Consider the following 21,131-nt stretch of genomic DNA (forward strand, 5'->3'; position numbering starts at 1 on the left):
CGCGCCGCCGCCCGGGCCACCCTGCTGGCCGGGGCGCTCGCCGCCCGGGCCAGGGCCGGGTACTACGGCGCGCGGCACCGGCGGGCGGCCGAGGCATCCCTGGAACGCGTGCTGACCGGCCCCGCGGGCACCGCGACCGGCGGCCATCAGCTGACCGTCTTCGTCCCCGTCGAGGACGGCCGGGCCACCACCGCCACCCTGCTGCGCGCCCTGTACGCGCTGCGTGACGCCGTCGACTACCAGCGCGCCACCGGCGGCATGGAGGCGTTCGACGCGGCCGTGGCGGCGGGGGTGAGCCGCGAGCTGACGGAGGCCGTCGTGGCGCTCGTCCAGGGCACCGAGGGCGCCCGGGTGGCCCTGGAGTGGTCACCGGCCGCCGGTCCGCCGCCGGGGTTCTCCACCCGGCCAGAACCGGTCGCGTTCACGCCCGGTGACCTGCCGGGGCTGCGCGAGGCCGGGGCCCGCTACGTACGGGACGAGCCGTCCGTACCCGTGCGGGTCACCGGCGCCGTGGTGCGCCTGGGCCGTGCCGGGCCGGGCGGCCCCGGGACGGTGCGGCTGCGGGTGCTGGCCGGGGCGGACGTGGCGCGGCTGCGGATCGTGCTGGACGAGGACGACTACCGGATCGCGGGCCATGCCCATCTGGTCGGGCTGCCGATCCGGGTGAGCGGGCGGCTGGAGAGCCGCGGCGGCTTCCGGCGGCTGAGCCGAGCCGGTGGCGTCGCCCCGGTGCGGGTGGACGACGCGGAGCGGGACCGGCTGCTCAAGTCGCTCCAGGAGAACCTGGACTTCTTCGAGGAGGCGTGCGGCGAGGAGGCGTGCGGCGAACCCTGACCGCGCCGGGGCGCCGCCTTCGCCGGTCGCGCGGACAACCGTTTCGCGGTCGGGCCGGTCGGCTCGGTACGATTCTCGCTGCGCGGCATTCGCCGCGGGTAGCGATCCTTCAGTCAGGAGAGACCGGTGTCAGACGTCCGTGTGATCATCCAACGCGATTCCGAGCGGGAAGAGCGCGTGGTGACGACGGGCACTACGGCGGCGGACCTCTTCGCCGGCGACCGCTCGATCGTCGCCGCGCGCGTGGGCGGGCAGCTGAAGGACCTGGCGTACGAGCCCGCCGACGGCGAAGAGATCGAGCCGGTGGAGATCACCAGCCAGGACGGTCTGGACATCCTGCGCCACTCGACCGCGCATGTGATGGCGCAGGCCGTGCAGGAGCTGTTCCCGGAGGCCAAGCTCGGCATCGGCCCGCCGATCAAGGACGGCTTCTACTACGACTTCGACGTCGAGACCCCGTTCCAGCCGGAGGATCTCAAGCGCATCGAGAAGAAGATGCAGGAGATCCAGAAGAGGGGCCAGAAGTTCTCGCGCCGTGCGGTCACCGACGAGGCCGCCCGCGAGGAGCTGGCCGCCGAGCCGTACAAGCTGGAGCTGATCGGGCTCAAGGGCTCGGCCGCGGACGCCGCCGAGGGCGCCTCCGCCGAGGTCGGCGCGGGCGAGCTGACCATCTACGACAACCTCGACGCGAAGTCCGGCGAGCTGTGCTGGAAGGACCTGTGCCGCGGTCCGCACCTGCCGACCACCCGGAACATCCCGGCCTTCAAGCTGATGCGCAGCGCCGCCGCGTACTGGCGGGGGAGCGAGAAGAACCCGCAGCTCCAGCGGATCTACGGCACCGCCTGGCCGACCAAGGACGAGCTCAAGGCGTACCTGGACTTCCTGGCGGAGGCCGAGAAGCGCGACCACCGCAAGCTGGGCGCCGAGCTGGACCTGTTCTCCTTCCCGGACGAGCTGGGCTCGGGCCTGGCGGTCTTCCACCCGCGCGGTGGCGTGATCCGCAAGGAGATGGAGGAGTACTCACGGAAGCGGCACGAGGAGTCGGGGTACGAGTTCGTCAACACCCCGCACATCACCAAGGCCAAGCTCTTCGAGACCTCCGGCCATCTGCCGCACTACATGGAGGGCATGTTCCCGCCCATCGAGTTCGATGGGCAGGACTACTACCTCAAGGCCATGAACTGCCCGATGCACAACCTGATCTTCAAGGCGCGCGGGCGGTCCTACCGTGAGCTGCCTCTGAGGTTGTTCGAGTTCGGCACGGTCTACCGGTACGAGAAGTCCGGCGTCGTCCACGGCCTGACCCGGGCCCGGGGCTTCACCCAGGACGACTCGCACATCTACTGCACCAAGGAGCAGGCACCGGATGAGCTGGACTCGCTGCTCACCTTCGTGCTCAACCTGCTCCGGGACTACGGTCTGAGCGACTTCTACCTGGAACTGTCCACCCGGGACGACTCCGACAAGTTCATCGGGTCGGACGAGCAGTGGGAGGAGGGCACCGAGCTGCTGCGGCGGGCCGCCGAGAAGCAGGGTCTGGAACTGGTCATGGACCCGGGCGGAGCGGCTTACTACGGCCCGAAGATCTCGGTCCAGGCGAGGGACGCGATCGGCCGTACCTGGCAGATGTCGACCATCCAGGTCGACTTCAACCAGCCCGCCAGGTTCGAGCTGGAGTACACGGCGGCCGATGGCTCGCGCCAGCAGCCCGTCATGATCCACCGGGCGCTGTTCGGGTCGATCGAGCGCTTCTTCGCGGTCCTGCTGGAGCACTACGCGGGCGCCTTCCCGGCGTGGCTCGCCCCGGTCCAGGCGGTGGGCATCCCGATCGGCGACGGCCATGTGCCGTACCTGGAGGAGTTCGCCGCCCAGGCGCGGGCGAAGGGCCTGCGGGTGGAGGTCGACTCGTCGTCCGACCGGATGCAGAAGAAGATCAGGAACGCCCAGAAGTCCAAGGTGCCGTTCATGGTCATCGCCGGTGACGACGATGTGGCGGCCGGGGCGGTCAGCTTCCGCTACCGCGACGGCTCGCAGAAGAACGGCATCCCGGTCGACGAGGCGATCGCCGAGATCATCGACGTCGTGGAGCGCCGGGTCCAGGTGTGACCCGCACCCCCGAGGGGCGGTCCCGTGCCGGGGCCGCCCCTCGGGGCATCCCCGGCCGCCGGGGACGAATATGCTGGCCCGCATGACGAGTGAGCCGGAACAGCAGATCGGAGTGGGAACGCCGGACGCGTTCCAGCGCCTGTGGACGCCCCACCGGATGGCGTACATCCAGGGCGAGAACAAGCCCAGTGGCCCGGGGGCGGGCGACGGCTGTCCGTTCTGCTCCATCCCGGACAAGTCCGACGAGGACGGCTTGATCATCGCCCGGGGGGAGCGCGTCTACGCCGTGCTCAATCTGTACCCGTACACCGGCGGGCACCTCATGATCGTCCCGTTCCGGCACCTCGCCGACTACACCGAACTGGACTCCGAGGAAACGATCGAGCTGGCGGAGTTCACCAAGACCGCCATGACCACGCTCCGCACCGCCTCGGGCGCGCACGGTTTCAACATCGGGCTCAACCAGGGCACCGTCGCCGGGGCCGGGATCGCCGCCCATCTGCACCAGCACGTGGTGCCCCGCTGGGGCGGCGACAGCAACTTCATGCCGGTCATCGGCAACACCAAGGTGCTGCCGCAACTGCTGGCCGACACCCGCCGGTTGCTCGCCGACGCCTGGCCGAAGCCGTAGCGTACCCCCTGGTCATGGGCCCGGCGGCACCGCCGCCGGGCCCCGCGACTTACGCGTCGTACAGGTCGGCCTTCTTCGGGGAGGCGTCCTGGACCTGGCCGCTGAGGGCCAGCGAGCGGCTGCCGAAGCGCTCGGTGTCCACACCGTGGTGCTTGAGCACGCCGATCGCCGCCTCGTGGACCACCCGCAGCACGGGGGCCGCCGTCCGCAGCGCGTCGTCCGCCATGAAGCGGTGCCGCCAGGGCTTGTCGGCCCAGGCGTGGCGCAGCCCGAACGGCTCCGGCAGCACGAGCTTGCCGCCAAGGTGGTCGAGGATCGGCGGGTACCAGGTGAAGGGGGCGCGCGCGGCGAGCCGCACCACCTCCTGGGGCTTCACGAGCGGCAGCGGGACCGACTTGGTCTCCCAGAACCGGAAGGTCTTGGCGACCGTCTTCGAGGGCGCCGAGGGCTTGCCGAAGAACAGCGGGTGCACCGGACCCAGGGCGTGCCCGGTGACCTCGATCCGCATCGTCTTGTGCAGCAGCGTCACCGTGATCATGAGCGTGATCACCAACTGGCCGTCCCACAGCACGAACTGCACGCCCAGGTAGTGCCGGTCACCGGAGTCGAACTGCTGCTGATCGCAGATCCGCTGGAGCTCGACGCCCTTTATCTGGAAGCCTTCCTCCTCGGAAGTGCCGCCGCGCTCGACCGACTTGGCGCCCTCGGAGATGGCGGAGACCACCCAGTGGCGCACCTGGGGCGGGGTGGTGAAGCCGCCGGTGTGCAGCGGGGTGCGCTCCAGCAGGCGCAGCTGGTCGTGGATCGCCCGTATGACGTCCCAGCTGCGGAAGGGGTCGATCTCCTTGTCGGGGTCGGCCGACACCAGATCCTCGGCGAGCTGCCAGCTGCCCCAGCGGGTGCCCATGCCGAGTATGCCCTTTGCGCCGGCGTAGAAGACCACGTTGCTGTACTGCTCGGCGGTGAGCTTGTGCAGCGACTTGCGCAGCACCTCGGCGGAGGTCTGGCCCGGGTGGTTGGGCACGGTCTCCGGCACCTTGGCGCCGACTCCTGTGCCCGAGACCAGCCCGCCCCAGTAGTCCCGCAGCTCCTTGGCGGTGCGCTCGCAGATCTGCTTGGCGATGAACCAGCCGATCACCGGGGCGACCACCACGCCCCGCAGATATATGCCCCAGAAGCCGTTGAACGGCAGCTTGACCAGGAAGATGAGGACGAAGATGCCGAGCGCCAGCATCAGGGCCGTGCCCAGCGCTCCCATCCGCTTGTCCTGGGCACCGGCCACCGAGCGGCGCAGCTGGAAGGCGCCGAGCCACAGCAGCGCCCCGGGGAGGAACAGCAGCCCGAAGATCACCATGACGACGGTGAGGCGGGCGTCCCGGACCTTGCGGATCCGGTTGGCGGCCAGGCAGTGCTCGACGATCGTCTGGGGCTCGGTGCCGAAGGACTGGATCACCTGGTTGCGGCCGCCGCCGAGCATGCGCAGCTGCACGGCGCGCGAGAACGCCTCGCCCAGGTTCGGCTCGAACAGCGAGATCTTGGGCGCCTTCACCTCCGAGACCGTCCACTCGGAGTTGGCCTCCAGCAGCTTCGCCACCGGGTCGTCACGATAGGCGGCGGAGGCGAGCGCCTGTGTCGCCGCCGTCTCTCCCGCAGACCCGGACAGGGGCACCTGTGCCCCGGGACTGAAATCGAATCCGTCCGTCACCAACGCCCCCAATACCGCACGCTGCTTGCGCTGCGACCTCAGCGTATCGGGGGTGCGTACCGCCTGTCGCCAGGGCATCGTGGCCTGTGGATAACTTCCCCGCTCACGGGCGGCGCCGACCGCCGCCCGCCCCGACCGAGTTGGGGCGGACGGCGTGCGCCGGCCCGTGAATTACGCCCCGGCCCCGGCCCGTTCGCCGCGCACCCGCTCGGCCACCTGCGGCGGCATCGGCTCGTGCCGGGCGTAGGAGCGGCTGAACCGCCCGGTGCCGTGCGACAGCGACCGCAGGTCGACCGCGTAGCGGCCGATCTCGATCTCCGGGACCTCCGCCTGGATCAGGGTTCGGCCGCCGCCCGACTGTTCGGTGCCGACGACCCGGCCGCGCCGCCCGGACAGGTCGCTCATGACGGCGCCGACATAGTCGTCGGAGATCAGGACGCCGACCTTGACCACCGGCTCCAGCAGCTCGATCGAGCAGTCGGCGGCCGCCTCGCGCAGCGCGAGCGCACCCGCCGTCTGGAACGCGGCGTCGGAGGAGTCCACCGAGTGCGCCTTGCCGTCGAGCAGCGTGATCCGCACGTCGACCAGCGGGTTCCCGGTGGAGACGCCGCGCGCCGCCTGGGCGCGTACGCCCTTCTCGACGGACGGGATGAATTGCCGGGGCACCGCGCCGCCGACGACCTTGTCCACGAACTCGATGCCCGAGCCGCCCGGCAGCGGCTCGACCTCGATCTCGCAGATCGCGTACTGGCCGTGCCCGCCGGACTGCTTGACGTGCCGCCCGCGTCCGGCGGCCTTGCTGCCGAACGTCTCGCGCAGCGCGACCTTGTACGGCACCGCGTCCACCTGTACGCCGTACCGGGCGCGCAGCCGCTCCAGCGCGACGTCCATATGGGCCTCGCCCAGGCACCACAGCACCACCTGGTGGGTGTCCGGGTTCTGCTCCAGCCGCATCGTCGGGTCCTCGGCCACCAGCCGTGACAGGCCCAGGGACAGCTTGTCCTCGTCCGCCTTGCTGTGTGCCTCGATGGCGACGGGCAGCAGCGGGTCGGGCATCTGCCAGGGCTCCATGAGCAGCGGCCGGTCCTTGGCCGAAAGCGTGTCTCCGGTCTCGGCGCGGGTCAGTTTGGCGACGCACGCCAGATCGCCCGCGATGGCCTGGGACAGCATGCGCTGCTGCTTGCCGAACGGCGTGGACAGGGCGCCCACCCGCTCGTCGACGTCATGGTCCTCGTGGCCGCGGTCCTCCAGGCCGTGGCCCGAGACATGCACCGTCTCGTCCGGGCGCAGCGTCCCGGAGAAGACCCGGACCAGCGAGATCCGGCCGACGTACGGATCGGAGGAGGTCTTGACGACCTCGGCGGCCAGCGGGCCGTCCGGGTCGCAGGTCAGCGCCGGGCAGGCGGCGCCCTGCGGGGTGGTGACCGCGGGAGCCTCGCGCTCCAGCGGGGTCGGGAAGCCGCGGGTGATCAGCTCCAGCAGCTCGGTGGTCCCCAGGCCCTGCCGGGAGCCGCCCGCGGCGGGCGCGGCGGCCAGCACGGGGTGGAAGCTGCCGCGGGCGACGGCCTTCTCCAGGTCGTCGATCAGCGTCTTGACGTCGATCTCCTCGCCGCCCAGATAGCGGTCCATGAGGGTCTCGTCCTCGCTCTCGGCGATGATCCCCTCGATGAGCCGGTCGCGGGCCTCCGCGACCAGCGGGACCTGGCCGTCGGTGGGCGGGTTCTCGGTCCGTACGCCCGAGGAGTAGTCGTAGACCTGCTGGGAGAGCAGGCCGATCAGCCCGGTCACCGGGGCGTGCCCGTCCGGGGCCGGTTCGCCGCGCAGCGGCAGGTACAGCGGCAGGACGGCGTCGGGGTCGTCGCCGCCGAAGGTCCGGCGACAGATCTCGGTCATTTCCTCGAAGCTGGCGCGGGCCGCCTCCAGGTGCGTGATCACGATGGCGCGCGGCATCCCGACCGCCGCGCACTCCTCCCACACCATGCGGGTGGCGCCCGCTATGCCCACGGCGTCCTGGGCCGCCGAAACGACGAAGAGGGCCGCGTCCGCTGCCCGCAGACCGGCCCTCAGTTCCCCGACGAAGTCGGCATAACCTGGGGTATCGAGGAGATTGATCTTCATCCCGCCCCATTCGACGGGGACCAGGGACAACTGCACCGAGCGCTGCTGCCGGTGCTCGATCTCGTCGTAGTCGGAGAGGCAGCCGCCGTCCTCGACCCGACCGGCCCGATTGATCGCGCCGGTCGCCAGCGCGAGGGCCTCCACCAGCGTCGTCTTCCCGGACCCGCTGTGGCCGACCAGCACCACATTCCGCAGGGAGCTGGGCCGGTCGGCCGCCGCTGCCCTTCCGGCGGCCCCTGGGTGTGTGTTCGTCTTCTCGCCCATGTGTCTCGCCTCCAGGTCGACACCTTGCGATACTTCGAGCTTTCCACCGAGGTCACGGTGCGTCCATACGTCGCACATCCGGGCATCCCGCGGGAGGGGCGTGGGAGCGGTCCGACAGGTGCGCGGCGGCCCTGTGGCGCCTGGCTACGATGGGCCCGCCGGTGGCCTCTTGACCATCCGGCCCGTATCGACCACCGGGAAGGCCATGCTGAACAAGTACGCGCGTGCTTTCTTCACGCGTGTTCTCACACCGTTCGCCGCCCTGCTCATCCGCCTCGGCGTCAGCCCGGACGCGGTGACGCTCACCGGAACCGGTGGTGTGATCGCGGGGGCGCTGGTCTTCTACCCCCGGGGCGAGTTCTTCTGGGGCACCGTCGTCATCACGCTCTTCGTCTTCTCGGACCTGATCGACGGCAATATGGCGCGGCAGCTGGGCCGCTCCAGCCGCTGGGGCGCGTTCCTGGACTCGACGCTGGACCGGGTCGCCGACGGGGCGATCTTCGGCGGTCTGGCGTTGTGGTACGCGGGCGGGGGCGACGACAATGTGTTGTGTGCGGTGACGATCTTCTGTCTCACCAGTGGCCAGGTGGTCTCGTACACCAAGGCGCGCGGCGAGAGCATCGGGCTGCCGGTGAACGTCAACGGGCTGGTGGAGCGCGCCGAGCGGCTGGTGATCTCGCTGGTCGCCTGTGGCCTCTCCGGCCTGCACATGTTCGGTGTGCCGCACATCGAGATCCTGCTTCCGATCGCGCTGTGGATCGTCGCCGTCGGCAGTGCGGTGACCCTCGTGCAGCGCGTGGTCACCGTGCGCCGGGAGGCCGCCGAGGCGGACGCCACGGAGCGCGCGGTGCCCCAGGGGGGCGAGACGCGGTGAAGGACAGACTGACCGACGCGCTCTACGGGCTCGGCTGGAGTACGGTCAAGAAGCTCCCCGAGCCGGTTGCCGTGGCGCTGGGGCAGCGCATCGCCGACCAGGCGTGGAAGCGGCGCGGCAAGGGCGTACGGCGGCTTGAGGCCAATCTCGCGCGCGTCGTCCCCGAGGCCTCGCCGCGGCGGCTGGCCGAGCTGTCCCGGGCGGGCATGCGGTCGTACATGCGCTACTGGATGGAGTCCTTCCGGCTTCCGACGTGGAGCGCGGAGCGCATCCGCGGTGGCGTGGAGATCAAGGACGCGCACTATCTGGTCGACGGGCTGGCCAGTGGCCGCGGGGTGGTCCTCGCGCTGCCCCACACGGGCAACTACGACCTCGCCGGGGCCTGGGTCACCACCAAGCTGGAGGTGCCGTTCACCACGGTCGCGGAGCGGCTGAAGCCGGAGTCGCTGTACGACCGCTTCGTGGCCTACCGCGAGGGGCTGGGCATGGAGGTGCTGCCGCACGAGGGCGCCAGCGCGTTCGGGACGCTGGCGCGGCGGCTGCGGGCGGGCGGGCTGGTCTGTCTGGTGGCCGACCGGGACCTGTCCGCCTCCGGGGTGGAAGTGTCGTTCTTCGGCGAGACCGCGAAGATGCCCGCGGGTCCGGCGCGGCTCGCGGCGCAGACCGGCGCGCTGCTGCTGCCGGCCACGCTCTGGTACGACGAGTCCCCGGTCATGCGGGGGAGGGTCTACCCGCCCGTGGAGGTGCCGGAGAGCGGCACCCGGGAGGAGCAGACCGCCGTCATGGCCCAGCAGGTCGCCGACGCCTTCGCCGAGGGGATCGCCGAACACCCGGAGGACTGGCACATGCTCCAGCGGCTGTGGCTCGCCGACCTGGACCAGGGCCCACGAGGCCCGGGCCGGGGTTCCGGAGACCGGGATCAAGATTCCGGAGACCGGGATCAGGGTCCCGGAAGGGAGAAGGCGTGAGGATCGGGATCGTCTGCCCCTACTCCTGGGACGTCCCGGGCGGAGTGCAGTTCCACATCCGCGACCTGGCGGAGCACCTCACCCGGCGCGGCCACGAGGTCTCCGTCCTCGCCCCCGCGGACGACGAGACGCCGCTGCCGCCCTACGTCGTCTCCGCGGGGCGCGCGGTCCCGGTGCCGTACAACGGATCCGTCGCCCGGCTCAACTTCGGCTTCCTGTCGGCCGCCCGGGTGCGGCGCTGGCTGCACGACGGCGCCTTCGACGTCATCCACATCCACGAGCCCACCTCGCCGTCCCTCGGGCTGCTCGCCTGCTGGGCGGCGCAGGGGCCGATCGTGGCCACCTTCCACACCTCCAACCCCCGCTCGCGGGCCATGATCGCCGCGTATCCGATCCTCCAGCCCGCGCTGGAGAAGATCAGCGCGCGGATCGCGGTCAGCGAGTACGCGCGGCGGACCCTGGTCGAGCATCTGGGCGGCGACGCCGTCGTCATCCCCAACGGCGTCGACGTGGGCTTCTTCGCCGACGCCGAGCCGAAGGAGGAGTGGCAGGGCGACACGATCGGGTTCATCGGACGCATCGACGAGCCCCGCAAGGGGCTGCCCGTGCTGATGCGCGCCCTGCCGAAGATCCTCGCCGAGCGCCCCCGGACCCGGCTGCTGGTCGCCGGGCGCGGCGACGAGAAGGAGGCGGTCGCGGACCTGCCGGAGCAGCTGCGGGACCGGGTCGAGTTCCTGGGGATGGTCAGCGACGAGGACAAGGCGCGCTTCCTGCGCAGCGTGGACGTGTACATCGCGCCCAACACGGGCGGCGAGAGCTTCGGCATCATCCTGGTCGAGGCCATGTCGGCGGGCGCCCCGGTCCTCGCGAGCGATCTGGACGCCTTCGCGCAGGTCCTGGATGGGGGAGCGGCCGGTGAGCTGTTTGCGGGCGGGGACGCGGACGCGCTGGCGGCCGCCGCGGTACGGCTGCTGGGCGACCCGGACCGGCTCGCCGAGCTGCGGGAGCGGGGCAGCCGCCATGTGCGGCGCTTCGACTGGTCGACCGTGGGGGCGGACGTCCTGGCGGTCTACGAGACGGTGACGGACGGTACGTCCTCGGTCGACGCCGACGACCGCGTCGGCCTCCTGACCCGGCTGGGCCTGACCCGGGACTAGGGCCGATCCCGCGGGCGGCAGACGGTAGCGTGGCGCGGCGTGAGCACACTGATCTGGGTCGCGGTCGCGCTGGTCGTCGTCGCCGTCTATCTGAGCTGGACCGCGGGGCGTCTGGACCGGCTGCACAGCCGTCTGGACGCGGCGCGGGCGGCGCTGGACGCGCAGCTGCTGCGCCGCGCTTCCATCACCCAGGAGCTGGGCACCGCCGGAGTGCTCGACCCCGCCTCGTCGATGGTGCTCTACCAGGCCGCGCACGCCGCCCGGCAGGCCGAGGAGGAGAACCGCGAGGTCGCCGAGAGCGAGCTGAGCCAGGCGCTGCGGGCCGTCTTCGAGGAGCCCGCGCAGGTCGAGGCGGTGCGGGAGGCCCCGGGCGGTGAGGCGGCGCTGGAGGAGCTGGCGGAGGCGGTGCGCCGGGTGCCGATGGCGCGGCGGTTCCACAACGACGCGGTGCGGGCGGCGCGGGCGCTGCGCCGCCACCGCAAGGTGCGCTGGTTCCGGCTGGCGGGCCATGCCCCGTTCCCGCTGGCGTTCGAGATGGACGACGAGCCTCCGGCGGCCCTGGTGGCACGCGCGGCGCACTGACCCCTTCGAGCCACCGGCCTTCGATTGGCCCTTGCCGGAGCCCGTCCCGAGCGGGTTTGGTTGATGCGTGTACCACACACGTCCATGACCCGAGCCGGATGGCCGGGTCATGAACGGGTATCGAACGGCCCTACGATGGGTTCATCGCACTTTTCACTATCGAGTGAGGTCAAACCGTGTCCACCACGTCCGCCAGCACGTCCCCGTCCGCAGAGAATCCGGCGGCTCCCGCGACCGGCACCGCCCGCGTCAAGCGCGGCATGGCCGAGCAGCTCAAGGGCGGCGTGATCATGGACGTCGTCACGCCGGAGGAAGCCAAGATCGCCGAGGACGCCGGTGCCGTCGCGGTCATGGCGCTGGAGCGGGTTCCGGCCGACATCCGCAAGGACGGCGGCGTGGCCCGGATGTCCGACCCGGACATGATCGACGGCATCATCAGCGCGGTCTCCATCCCGGTCATGGCGAAGTCCCGGATCGGCCACTTCGTCGAGGCGCAGGTGCTCCAGTCCCTGGGCGTCGACTACATCGACGAGTCCGAGGTGCTGACCCCGGCCGACGAGGTCAACCACAGCGACAAGTGGTCCTTCACCACCCCCTTCGTGTGCGGTGCCACCAACCTGGGCGAGGCGCTGCGCCGGATCGCCGAGGGCGCGGCGATGATCCGTTCCAAGGGCGAGGCCGGCACCGGCAACGTCGTCGAGGCGGTCCGTCACCTGCGCCAGATCAAGGGCGAGATCGCCCGGCTGCGCGGCCTGGACAACCACGAGCTGTACGCCGCGGCCAAGGAGCTGCGCGCCCCGTACGAGCTGGTCGCGGAGATCGCGCAGACCGGCAAGCTGCCGGTCGTGCTGTTCTCCGCCGGTGGTGTCGCCACCCCGGCCGACGCCGCGCTGATGCGTCAGCTCGGCGCGGAGGGCGTCTTCGTGGGCTCGGGCATCTTCAAGTCCGGCGACCCGGCGAAGCGCGCCGCGGCGATCGTGAAGGCGACCACCTTCTACGACGACCCGAAGGTCATCGCGGACGCGTCCCGCGACCTGGGCGAGGCCATGGTCGGCATCAACTGCGACACCCTCCCCGAGGCCGAGCGGTACGCCAACCGCGGCTGGTAACCACCGCATCGACGCGTCCGGTGGACGGCCCGCGCCGCCCGCGGGCCGTCCACCGGCGCGTATCCCCCTGACATTCGAGAGGTCCCCGAACCGTGTCCGAGACGTCCGAGACTCCCCTCGTCGGCGTGCTCGCCCTCCAGGGCGACGTCCGCGAGCACCTGGCCGCACTCGCCGCGGTCGGCGCCCAGGCCCGGCCGGTGCGCCGCCCCGAGGAACTGGCCGAGGTCGAGGGCCTGGTGATCCCCGGCGGCGAGTCCACCACCATGTCCAAGCTCGCGGTGATCTTCGGGCTGCTGGAGCCGCTGCGCGAGCGCATCCGGGCGGGCATGCCGGTGTACGGCACCTGCGCCGGTATGATCATGCTCGCGGACAAGATCATCGACGGTCGGGACGACCAGGAGACCCTGGGCGGCATCGACATGATCGTGCGCCGCAACGCCTTCGGCCGCCAGAACGAGTCCTTCGAGGCCGCGGTCGACATCAAGGGCATCGACGGCGGCCCGGTGGAGGGCGTCTTCATCCGCGCGCCGTGGGTCGAGTCGGTGGGCGCCGGCGCCGAGGTGCTGGCGACGTACGGCGATCACACGGTCGCGGTCCGGCAGGCCAATGTCCTCGCGACGTCGTTCCACCCGGAGCTGACCGGCGACCACCGGGTGCACGCCCTGTTCGTCGACATGGTGGGGGCCGCACGCTGAGCGGCGATCCCGGTAGGATCGCAGGCGTTCGTACAGCATTGGGTAACGCGAAGGAGACAGGCGGATGTCCGGCCACTCTAAATGGGCTACGACGAAGCACAAGAAGGCCGTGATCGATGCCAAGCGCGGCAAGCTCTTCGCGAAGCTGATCAAGAACATCGAGGTCGCGGCCCGGATGGGCGGTGCAGACATCGAGGGCAACCCGACGCTCTTCGACGCCATCCAGAAGGCCAAGAAGCAGTCGGTTCCCAACAAGAACATCGACAGCGCGGTCAAGCGCGGTGCCGGTCTCGAGGCGGGCGGCGCCGAGTACGAGACGATCATGTACGAGGGCTACGGCCCCAACGGTGTCGCGGTGCTCATCGAGTGCCTGACCGACAACCGCAACCGCGCCGCCTCCGACGTCCGCGTGGCCATGACCCGCAACGGCGGCTCGATGGCCGACCCGGGCTCCGTGGCCTACCTGTTCAACCGCAAGGGCGTCGTCATCGTCCCCAAGGGTGAGCTGAGCGAGGACGACGTGCTGGCCGCGGTGCTCGACGCGGGCGCCGAGGAGGTCAACGACCTCGGCGAGTCCTTCGAGGTCCTCAGCGAGGCCACCGACCTGGTCGCGGTCCGCACCGCGCTCCAGCAGGAGGGCATCGACTACGACTCGGCCGACACCAACTTCGTGCCCACCATGCAGGTGGAGCTGGAGGAGGAGGGCGCGCGCAAGATCTTCAAGCTGATCGACGCGCTCGAGGACAGCGACGACGTGCAGAACGTCTTCGCCAACTTCGACGTCTCCGACGACGTCATGGCCAAGGTCGACGCCTGAGACACATCGCCTGAGACACATCGCCTGAGGGCGCATCAGCACACGCATGGCGGGCGGGTCGGCGGGGACATACCCCACCGGCCCGTCGGCGTTGTCGGACGGTGTTGTCGGTGGCAGCCGCTAGCCTGCGGGATCAGATGCAGGAACAGATGACCGAAGCGCGATGAGGGGAGGGGCGCGGTGCGGGTGCTCGGTGTGGACCCGGGGCTGACCCGGTGCGGCATCGGCGTGGTCGACGGGGTCGCGGGCCGCCCGCTGCGGATGGTGGGCGTCGGCGTCATACGGACCCCGGCGGACGCCGAGATCGGCGACCGCCTCGTCCTCGTCGAGCGCGGCATCGAGGAGTGGCTGGACGCGCACCAGCCCGAATGCGTCGCGGTGGAGCGGGTGTTCAGCCAGCACAACGTGCAGACCGTCATGGGCACCGCCCAGGCCAGCGCCGTCGCCATGCTCTGTGCGGCGCGCCGCGGGCTGCCGGTCGCGCTGCACACCCCCAGCGAGGTCAAGGCGGCCGTCACCGGCTCGGGACGCGCCGAGAAGGCGCAGGTCGGCGCGATGGTCACCCGGCTGCTGCGGCTGGACGCCCCGCCCAAACCGGCCGACGCCGCCGACGCCCTGGCGCTCGCCATCTGCCACATCTGGCGCGCCCCCGCGACCAACCGGCTCCAGCAGGCCGTCGCTGCCCACCGCACCCCGCGTGCCCCGCGCTCTCCGCGTTCCACGAAAGGCCGTATTACATGATCGCGTTCGTCTCCGGTCCGGTCGCGGCCCTCGCCCCGAACACCGCCGTCATCGAGGTCGGCGGTGTCGGGATGGCGCTCCAGTGCACCCCGGGCACCCTGTCCGGGCTGCGGGTCGGTGAGGCGGCCCGGCTGGCCACCTCGCTCGTGGTCCGCGAGGACTCCCTGACGCTCTACGGCTTCGCGGACGACGACGAGCGCCAGGTCTTCGAGCTGCTCCAGACCGCCAGCGGGGTCGGCCCCCGGCTCGCCCAGGCCATGCTGGCCGTGCACGCGCCGGACGCGCTGCGGCTCGCCGTCTCCACCGGTGACGAGAAGGCGCTCACCGCCGTCCCCGGCATCGGCAAGAAGGGGGCGCAGAAGCTGCTGCTGGAGCTGAAGGACCGGCTCGGCGAGCCGGTCGGCACCACGGTGCCCGCCGCCCGCCCGCCCGCGGCCGCGGGCTGGAGCGATCAGCTGCACACCGCCCTGGTCGGCCTCGGCTACGCCCCCCGGGAGGCCGACGAGGCGGTGTCCGCCGTCACCCCGCAGGCCGAGGCGGCCCTGGCCGAGGGCGGCGCGCCGCAGGTGGCGCAGCTGTTGCGGGCCGCCCTCCAGACCCTGAACCGCACCCGCTGACCGGCCGCCGGGGCGCAGTGCCGCGCCCGGCCGGACCGCTCGATGAGACCTCGCGAGGCGAAACGCAGTGAACTGGGACGAGACCGCACCGGCCGACGCCGACGACGCCCTGTCCGGCGCCCTCCCCGGCGGCGCGGGCAGTCGGCTGGTGGGCGCCGACGCCGACGGGGACGACCAGGCGGTGGAGGCCGCCCTCCGCCCCAAGGACCTGGGGGAGTTCGTCGGCCAGGAGCGGGTCCGTGAGCAGCTGGACCTGGTCCTCAAGGCCGCCCGGCAGCGCGGCGGCACCGCCGACCACGTGCTGCTCTCCGGCGCGCCCGGGCTCGGCAAGACCACCCTCTCGATGATCATCGCGGCCGAGATGGGCGCCCCGATCCGCATCACCTCAGGCCCGGCCATCCAGCACGCGGGCGACCTCGCCGCGATCCTCTCCTCGCTCACCGAGGGCGAGGTGCTGTTCCTGGACGAGATCCACCGCATGTCCCGGCCCGCCGAGGAGATGCTGTACATGGCGATGGAGGACTTCCGCGTCGACGTCATCGTCGGCAAGGGGCCCGGGGCCACCGCCATCCCGCTGGAGCTGCCGCCGTTCACCCTGGTCGGCGCGACCACCCGGGCCGGGCTGCTGCCGCCCCCGCTGCGCGACCGCTTCGGCTTCACCGGCCACATGGAGTTCTACGCCCCCGCCGAGCTGGAGCGCGTGATCCACCGCTCCGCCCGGCTCCTGGAGGTGACCATAGAGCCCGAGGGCGCGGCCGAGATCGCCGGGCGCTCCCGCGGCACGCCCCGTATCGCCAACCGGCTGCTGCGCCGGGTGCGCGACTACGCCCAGGTCAAGGCGGACGGCGTCATCACCCGGGAGATCGCCGCGAGCGCCCTGGCGGTCTACGACGTGGACGGCCGGGGCCTTGACCGGCTGGACCGGGCGGTGCTCAGCGCCCTGCTCAAGCTGTTCGGCGGCGGCCCGGTGGGCCTGTCGACCCTGGCGGTCGCGGTGGGGGAGGAGCGTGAGACGGTGGAGGAGGTCGCCGAGCCGTTCCTGGTGCGCGAGGGCCTGCTGGCCCGTACGCCCCGGGGCCGGATCGGGACCCCCGCGGCCTGGGAGCACCTGGGCCTCACCCCGCCGCAGCGCGGCACCGGGGGCGGCCAGAGCGGTCTGTTCGAGGCGTGAAGGCGCGTATTCTCCGGCTATGTGGCGTGAAGAGCGAATAATGGCGGGGTCAGGAACCCGGGTGCCACGCCGGGCGTTGTTCCATAGGTGCGGGCTCGCTTAGACTCCGCCGATGCCGTCCGTATGCCGTCCGTTCTTCCGTACGGCATACCCACCCCCGTAGACCAGGCCGCGCCCCAGCGGTCGTGTGAAGGATCTCCGTCCCGTGAATATCGTGACTCTCCTGCCGTTCATCGTGCTCATCGGGGCCATGTTCCTGATGACTCGGTCGGCCAAGAACAAGCAGCGCCAGGCCGCACAGATGCGCGACACCATGCAGCCGGGCACCGGCGTGCGGACCATCGGCGGCATGTACGCGACGGTCAAGGAGGTCCACGACGACACGGTCCTCCTCGAGGTGGCCCCCGCCGTTCACGCGATCTACGCGAAGAACGCGATCGGCGCCGTCCTCTCCGACGCCGAGTACAACCACATCGTCCACGGCATCGACCCCGATGACAGCGCTGACGAGGCCGTCGACGGCGCCGACACCCCTGTCGTCCCCGACGACGCCTCCTCGCTGACCACGCCCGCGGGCGGCGCCGACTCCGCCGACGAGGCGACGACGGCCGGTGAGCCGGAGGGCGAGAAGGCCGACCTCAAGAAGGACGCCAAGAAGACCGACCTCGGCAAGGACGACGCCGCCGCGGCCGACGCGCCCGAGGACGAAAAGCGGGACGGCGGCGCCGACGCCAAGTAGTCCTTGCACTGTGAACCACGGCGTGCCCCCGCTCGGCGCGCCGTGATTCATGGACGCTCCAGGCTCCGGCGGGGGCACACCCCCACAAGACTTCGTGGCCGCCCCGCGCACACCCGCTGCGGGGCGGTTGGACAGGGAGATACGACAAGGTGGCAGCACCGAAGAAGGGCCGCAGGTCCCCCGGGTCACAGGGCAGGCCCGGGCGCGCGCTGGCCGTGATCGTGATCGCCATGGTGGCGCTCATCGGGGGGATGTTCCTCTCCGGTCACACCACACCGCGGCTGGGCATCGACCTCGCGGGCGGCACCAGCTTCACGCTGGAGGCCAAGAACCAGCCGGGCAAGCCCAACGCGATCAACACGGCCAACATGAACACCGCCGTCGGCATCATCGAGCGGCGGGTCAACGGTCTGGGTGTGTCCGAGGCCGAGGTCCAGACGCAGGGCCCCAAGCACATCATCGTGAACATCCCCAAGGGAACGAACGCGAAGCAGGCCCGGCAGCAGGTGGGCACCACCGCCCAGCTGTACTTCCGGCCGGTGATGACCACCACGTCCGGCGGCAAGACCAAGCAGCCCAGCAGCACCCCGAGCCCCTCCGCGAGCGCGTCGAAGGGCAAGCCGGACAAGGGCGGCAGCGAGAAGCCCAAGGGCTCGCCCACCCCGACCGCCACCACCCAGGGCCGTGCCGTTCCCGAGGCGCTGAAGGCCGACAAGGCGGCTCCGACGCCCACCCCGTCCAAGACGCCCCAGGGCAGTGAGACGGGCAAGCCCTCGGACGCCCAGGAGAAGCTGGCCAAGGAGTTCGCGGCGCTGGACTGCACCACCCGGGCGGGGCGTGCCGCGGCGTCCGAGAAGGCGGCCAACTCCAAGCCGACCGAGCCCGTTCTGGCCTGTAGCCAGAAGGGTGACTCCAAGTTCGTCCTGGCCCCCTCCGAGGTCGAGGGCACCGACGTCGACGACGCCTCGTCAGTCTTCGAGAGCCAGAACGCCTCGGGCTGGATCGTGCAGCTCGACTTCAACAGCAAGGGCGCCAAGAAGTTCGCCAAGACGACCGGCGAGCTGACCAAGCAGCAGTCGCCGCAGAACCGCTTCGCGATCGTCCTCGACGGCGAGGTCGTCTCCGACCCCGAGGTCACCCAGGGCGCCATCACCGGCGGCCGGGCCACCATCTCCGGCGGCTTCACCCAGCAGAGCTCCGCGGACCTGGCCAACGTGCTGTCCTTCGGCGCGCTGCCGCTGTCCTTCGACATCGCGGACGAGACCACCGTCTCCGCGGCCCTCGGTGGCGAGCAGCTCCAGGCCGGTCTGATCGCCGGTGCCATCGGCCTCGCCCTCGTGGTGATCTACCTGGTCGTCTACTACCGCGGACTGTCGCTGGTGGCCATGGCGTCCCTCGCGGCCTCCGCCATACTGACGTACACGATCATGGTGCTGCTCGGCCCGGGCATCGGCTTCGCGCTGAACTTGCCGGCCGTCTGCGGTGCGATCGTGGCGATCGGTATCACCGCCGACTCGTTCATCGTCTACTTCGAGCGGATCCGTGACGAGATCCGGGAGGGCCGCTCGCTGCGCCCGGCCGTCGAGCGCGGCTGGCCCCGGGCCCGGCGCACCATCCTGGTCTCCGACTTCGTGTCGTTCCTCGCCGCCGCGGTGCTCTTCATCGTGACCGTAGGCAAGGTGAAGGGCTTCGCCTTCACCCTGGGGCTGACCACGCTGCTCGACGTCGTCGTGGTGTTCCTGTTCACCAAGCCGCTGATGACCATCCTCGCCCGCCGCCCGTTCTTCGGGAACGGCCACCCGTGGTCCGGTCTGGATCCCAAGCGCCTCGGGGCCAAACCGCCGCTGCGCCGCCGTCGTCCCGCAGCCCCCGGCCCCGCCGACACGAAGGAGGCGTGAGATGTCGCGACTCGGCAATCTCGGCGCCAGGCTCTACCGAGGCGAGGTCGGCTACGACTTCGTCGGCAAGCGGAAGATCTGGTACGCCATCTCGATACTGATCACCATCACGGCCATCGCGGGCCTGGCGGTGCGCGGCCTCAACATGGGCATCGAGTTCTCCGGCGGCGCGGTCTTCAACACCCCGAGCAGCAAGATGTCCGTCTCCCAGGCCAAGGAGGTGGCGGAGAAGGCGGCCGGCGGCCACACCGCCGTCGTCCAGGAGCTGGGCCGCGGGGGCATGCGGATCCAGATCAGCGAGCTGGACACCAAGGAGGCCGTGCCGGTCCAGGAGAGCCTGGCCAAGGAGCTGGGCGTCAAGACCGACAAGATCGACACCCAGCTGGTCGGCCCGAGCTGGGGTGAGGAGATCGCCGGAAAGGCCTGGCAGGGCCTCGCGATCTTCATGGTCCTGGTGGTGATCTACCTCGCCATCGCCTTCGAATGGCGCATGGCGCTGGCCGCCCTGATCGCCCTGGTCCACGACCTCACCATCACCGTCGGCGTGTACGCGCTGGTCGGCTTCGAGGTCACCCCGGGCACCGTGATCGGTCTGCTGACCATCCTCGGTTACTCCCTCTACGACACCGTCGTGGTCTTCGACGGTCTCAAGGAGGGCTCCAAGGACATCACCAAGCAGACCCGCTTCACCTACGCCGAAGTGGCCAACCGCAGCCTCAACTCGACCCTGGTGCGGTCCATCAACACCACGGTCGTGGCGCTGCTGCCGGTCGGCGCGATGCTCTTCATCGGCGGCGGTCTGCTCGGCGCGGGCATGCTCAACGACATCTCGCTCGCCCTGTTCGTCGGCCTCGCCGCCGGTGCGTACTCCTCGATCTTCATCGCCACCCCGCTGGTCTCCGACTTCAAGAGCCGTGACCCGCAGATGAAGGCGCTGGCCAAGCGGGTGCGCGCCAAGCGCGCCGCGGCCGCCAAGGTGGAGGCGGAGCGCGGGACCAAGGACGAGGACCACCCGGACGCCGAGGGCGACGAAGCGGACCTGGAGGACGCGGCCCCGGCCGGAGTCGTCGGCCAGCGCCGCCAGCCCGCCTCCCGCAACCGCGGCCGCGGCCGACCCTCGGGGAAGCGCCGATGAGCGAGCAGACGGCAGAAACGGCGGCCGCCGGGCCGCTGGGCGCCGAGGAGCTGCGCGGGCTGCTGCTCAGCCGGATCCAGGACGTGCCGGACTACCCGCAGCCGGGCGTGATGTTCAAGGACATCACGCCGCTGCTCGCCGACGCCGCGGCCTTCTCCGCGCTGACCGAGGCGCTCGCCGAGCTGTGCGTGCGGCACCGGGCGGACAAGGTCGTGGGCCTGGAGGCGCGCGGCTTCATCCTCGCCGCCCCGGCCGCCGTGCGCGCCGGGATCGGCTTCGTACCGGTCCGCAAGGCCGGGAAGCTCCCCGGGGCGACCCTGGGGCAGGCGTACGAGCTGGAGTACGGCACCGCGGAGATCGAGATACACGCCGACGCGCTCGAGCCCGGCGACCGGGTCCTGGTCATCGACGACGTGCTCGCCACCGGCGGCACCGCCGAGGCGTCCCTCCAGCTCATCCGGCGGGCCGGCGCCCAGGTCGCCGGTGTCGCCGTGCTCATGGAGCTGGGCTTCCTCGAGGGCCGCAGACGCCTGCTGAGCGCGCTGGACAGCGCCCCGCTGGAGGCCCTGATCACGGTCTGACCGGAATCCGCCGACACCGCCGCCGGAGGGCGGGGACCTGCGCGAGAAACAGGTCCCCGCCCTCCGTCGTTCCCCTTGCCTCCCGGCCGAGAGGCAAGCGGAGTGGCGGGATCGATACCATTGGCACCCCGACCCCCGGGGTCCGGACCGCTTGAGGAGTGCTCTCTTGCCAGACGAGGCCCAGCCGCTCTCTCCCGGAGTCCGTCCCGCTCCGGACGCGACCGCCGCCGCCGAGCAGACGACGGCGGGCTCCGCCACGCCCGGAAACGGCGCGGACCGTCCGGCACCGGCGTCCGGCGCCCCCGAGCAGACGCGACCCAAGCCCCCCGCGGCGGGCGAGCTGCGGCCCGCCCCGGCCGCGCCGCGCACCACGCAGAGCCCGGCCCCGC

19 protein-coding genes and 1 pseudogene are annotated in these 21,131 nt (G+C 71.4%); 18 read left to right on the top strand and 2 right to left on the bottom strand.

The window, feature by feature from the left end; translation table 11 throughout:
- The 3 genes from EEJ42_RS44855 to EEJ42_RS44865 form a co-directional block, all read left to right on the top strand.
- On the top strand, window positions 1-834 hold an 834-nt coding region (locus EEJ42_RS44855), incomplete at its 5' end, for a hypothetical protein (RefSeq protein WP_123107890.1).
- A 126-nt stretch (window positions 835-960) separates the two neighbouring features.
- Window positions 961-2,940, top strand: coding sequence for a threonine--tRNA ligase (gene thrS, locus EEJ42_RS44860; RefSeq protein ID WP_123107891.1), 1,980 nt, complete (start codon window positions 961-963; stop codon window positions 2,938-2,940).
- A 70-nt stretch (window positions 2,941-3,010) separates the two neighbouring features.
- Entirely contained in the window at window positions 3,011-3,571 is a 561-nt protein-coding gene (locus EEJ42_RS44865; protein WP_009713665.1) for an HIT family protein, read from the top strand.
- Window positions 3,572-3,620: 49 nt separating this feature from the next.
- Here EEJ42_RS44865 and EEJ42_RS44870 read toward each other — a convergent pair whose 3' ends face one another.
- Window positions 3,621-5,276 carry a hypothetical protein gene (locus EEJ42_RS44870; RefSeq protein ID WP_184503574.1) on the bottom strand — a complete coding sequence of 552 codons (1,656 nt, stop codon included), beginning with the start codon at window positions 5,274-5,276 and terminating at the stop codon, window positions 3,621-3,623.
- 171 nt (window positions 5,277-5,447) lie between these two features.
- Window positions 5,448-7,658, bottom strand: coding sequence for an elongation factor G-like protein EF-G2 (locus EEJ42_RS44875; protein WP_123107893.1), 2,211 nt, complete (start codon window positions 7,656-7,658; stop codon window positions 5,448-5,450).
- A 205-nt stretch (window positions 7,659-7,863) separates the two neighbouring features.
- Between EEJ42_RS44875 and pgsA the strand changes: the two genes are divergently transcribed.
- From pgsA to EEJ42_RS50490, 15 genes and pseudogenes are all read left to right on the top strand, one after another.
- On the top strand, window positions 7,864-8,532 hold the full coding sequence (gene pgsA, locus EEJ42_RS44880) for a phosphatidylinositol phosphate synthase (RefSeq protein WP_123107894.1): 669 nt from the start codon (window positions 7,864-7,866) through the stop codon (window positions 8,530-8,532).
- Window positions 8,529-9,500 (top strand): phosphatidylinositol mannoside acyltransferase, encoded by a 972-nt coding sequence (locus EEJ42_RS44885; RefSeq protein ID WP_123107895.1) that lies wholly within the window; start codon window positions 8,529-8,531, stop codon window positions 9,498-9,500. The genes pgsA and EEJ42_RS44885 overlap by 4 nt, the downstream gene beginning before the upstream one ends.
- Window positions 9,497-10,657 (top strand): glycosyltransferase family 4 protein, encoded by a 1,161-nt coding sequence (locus tag EEJ42_RS44890; protein WP_123107896.1) that lies wholly within the window; start codon window positions 9,497-9,499, stop codon window positions 10,655-10,657. Before EEJ42_RS44885 ends, EEJ42_RS44890 begins: the two co-directional genes overlap by 4 nt.
- Window positions 10,658-10,696: 39 nt before the next feature.
- Entirely contained in the window at window positions 10,697-11,239 is a 543-nt protein-coding gene (locus EEJ42_RS44895) for a hypothetical protein (protein ID WP_123107897.1), read from the top strand.
- Between the two features lie 176 nt (window positions 11,240-11,415).
- Entirely contained in the window at window positions 11,416-12,348 is a 933-nt protein-coding gene (pdxS, locus tag EEJ42_RS44900) for a pyridoxal 5'-phosphate synthase lyase subunit PdxS (RefSeq protein WP_009713658.1), read from the top strand.
- Between the two features lie 92 nt (window positions 12,349-12,440).
- The gene (gene pdxT, locus EEJ42_RS44905) at window positions 12,441-13,043 is read left to right on the top strand and encodes a pyridoxal 5'-phosphate synthase glutaminase subunit PdxT (RefSeq protein ID WP_123107898.1); all 603 of its coding nucleotides are present in this window, start codon (window positions 12,441-12,443) and stop codon (window positions 13,041-13,043) included.
- Between the two features lie 64 nt (window positions 13,044-13,107).
- Window positions 13,108-13,860 carry a YebC/PmpR family DNA-binding transcriptional regulator gene (locus EEJ42_RS44910; RefSeq protein ID WP_123107899.1) on the top strand — a complete coding sequence of 251 codons (753 nt, stop codon included), beginning with the start codon at window positions 13,108-13,110 and terminating at the stop codon, window positions 13,858-13,860.
- A gap of 180 nt (window positions 13,861-14,040) precedes the next feature.
- Complete coding sequence (gene ruvC / locus EEJ42_RS44915; protein WP_123107900.1) at window positions 14,041-14,601, top strand: crossover junction endodeoxyribonuclease RuvC; 561 nt, start codon at window positions 14,041-14,043, stop codon at window positions 14,599-14,601.
- Entirely contained in the window at window positions 14,598-15,218 is a 621-nt protein-coding gene (ruvA, locus tag EEJ42_RS44920; protein ID WP_123107901.1) for a Holliday junction branch migration protein RuvA, read from the top strand. The genes ruvC and ruvA overlap by 4 nt, the downstream gene beginning before the upstream one ends.
- Window positions 15,219-15,285: 67 nt before the next feature.
- Window positions 15,286-16,389, top strand: a complete 1,104-nt coding sequence (gene ruvB, locus EEJ42_RS44925; protein ID WP_123107902.1) for a Holliday junction branch migration DNA helicase RuvB — start codon at window positions 15,286-15,288, stop codon at window positions 16,387-16,389.
- Window positions 16,390-16,594: 205 nt separating this feature from the next.
- The gene (yajC, locus tag EEJ42_RS44930) at window positions 16,595-17,128 is read left to right on the top strand and encodes a preprotein translocase subunit YajC (protein WP_123107903.1); all 534 of its coding nucleotides are present in this window, start codon (window positions 16,595-16,597) and stop codon (window positions 17,126-17,128) included.
- A 149-nt stretch (window positions 17,129-17,277) separates the two neighbouring features.
- Window positions 17,278-19,026 (top strand): protein translocase subunit SecD, encoded by a 1,749-nt coding sequence (gene secD / locus EEJ42_RS44935; protein ID WP_123107904.1) that lies wholly within the window; start codon window positions 17,278-17,280, stop codon window positions 19,024-19,026.
- A gap of 1 nt (window position 19,027) precedes the next feature.
- A complete protein-coding gene (gene secF, locus EEJ42_RS44940; RefSeq protein WP_123107905.1) occupies window positions 19,028-20,161 on the top strand; it encodes a protein translocase subunit SecF in 1,134 nt (377 codons plus the stop codon).
- On the top strand, window positions 20,158-20,742 hold the full coding sequence (locus tag EEJ42_RS44945) for an adenine phosphoribosyltransferase (protein WP_123107906.1): 585 nt from the start codon (window positions 20,158-20,160) through the stop codon (window positions 20,740-20,742). Before secF ends, EEJ42_RS44945 begins: the two co-directional genes overlap by 4 nt.
- Before the next feature lie 166 nt (window positions 20,743-20,908).
- Window positions 20,909-21,131: pseudogene (locus tag EEJ42_RS50490) on the top strand (2-oxoglutarate dehydrogenase, E2 component, dihydrolipoamide succinyltransferase); the annotation flags it as partial.

This window comes from Streptomyces botrytidirepellens, assembly GCF_003721215.1.
GTDB lineage: Bacteria > Actinomycetota > Actinomycetes > Streptomycetales > Streptomycetaceae > Streptomyces > Streptomyces himastatinicus.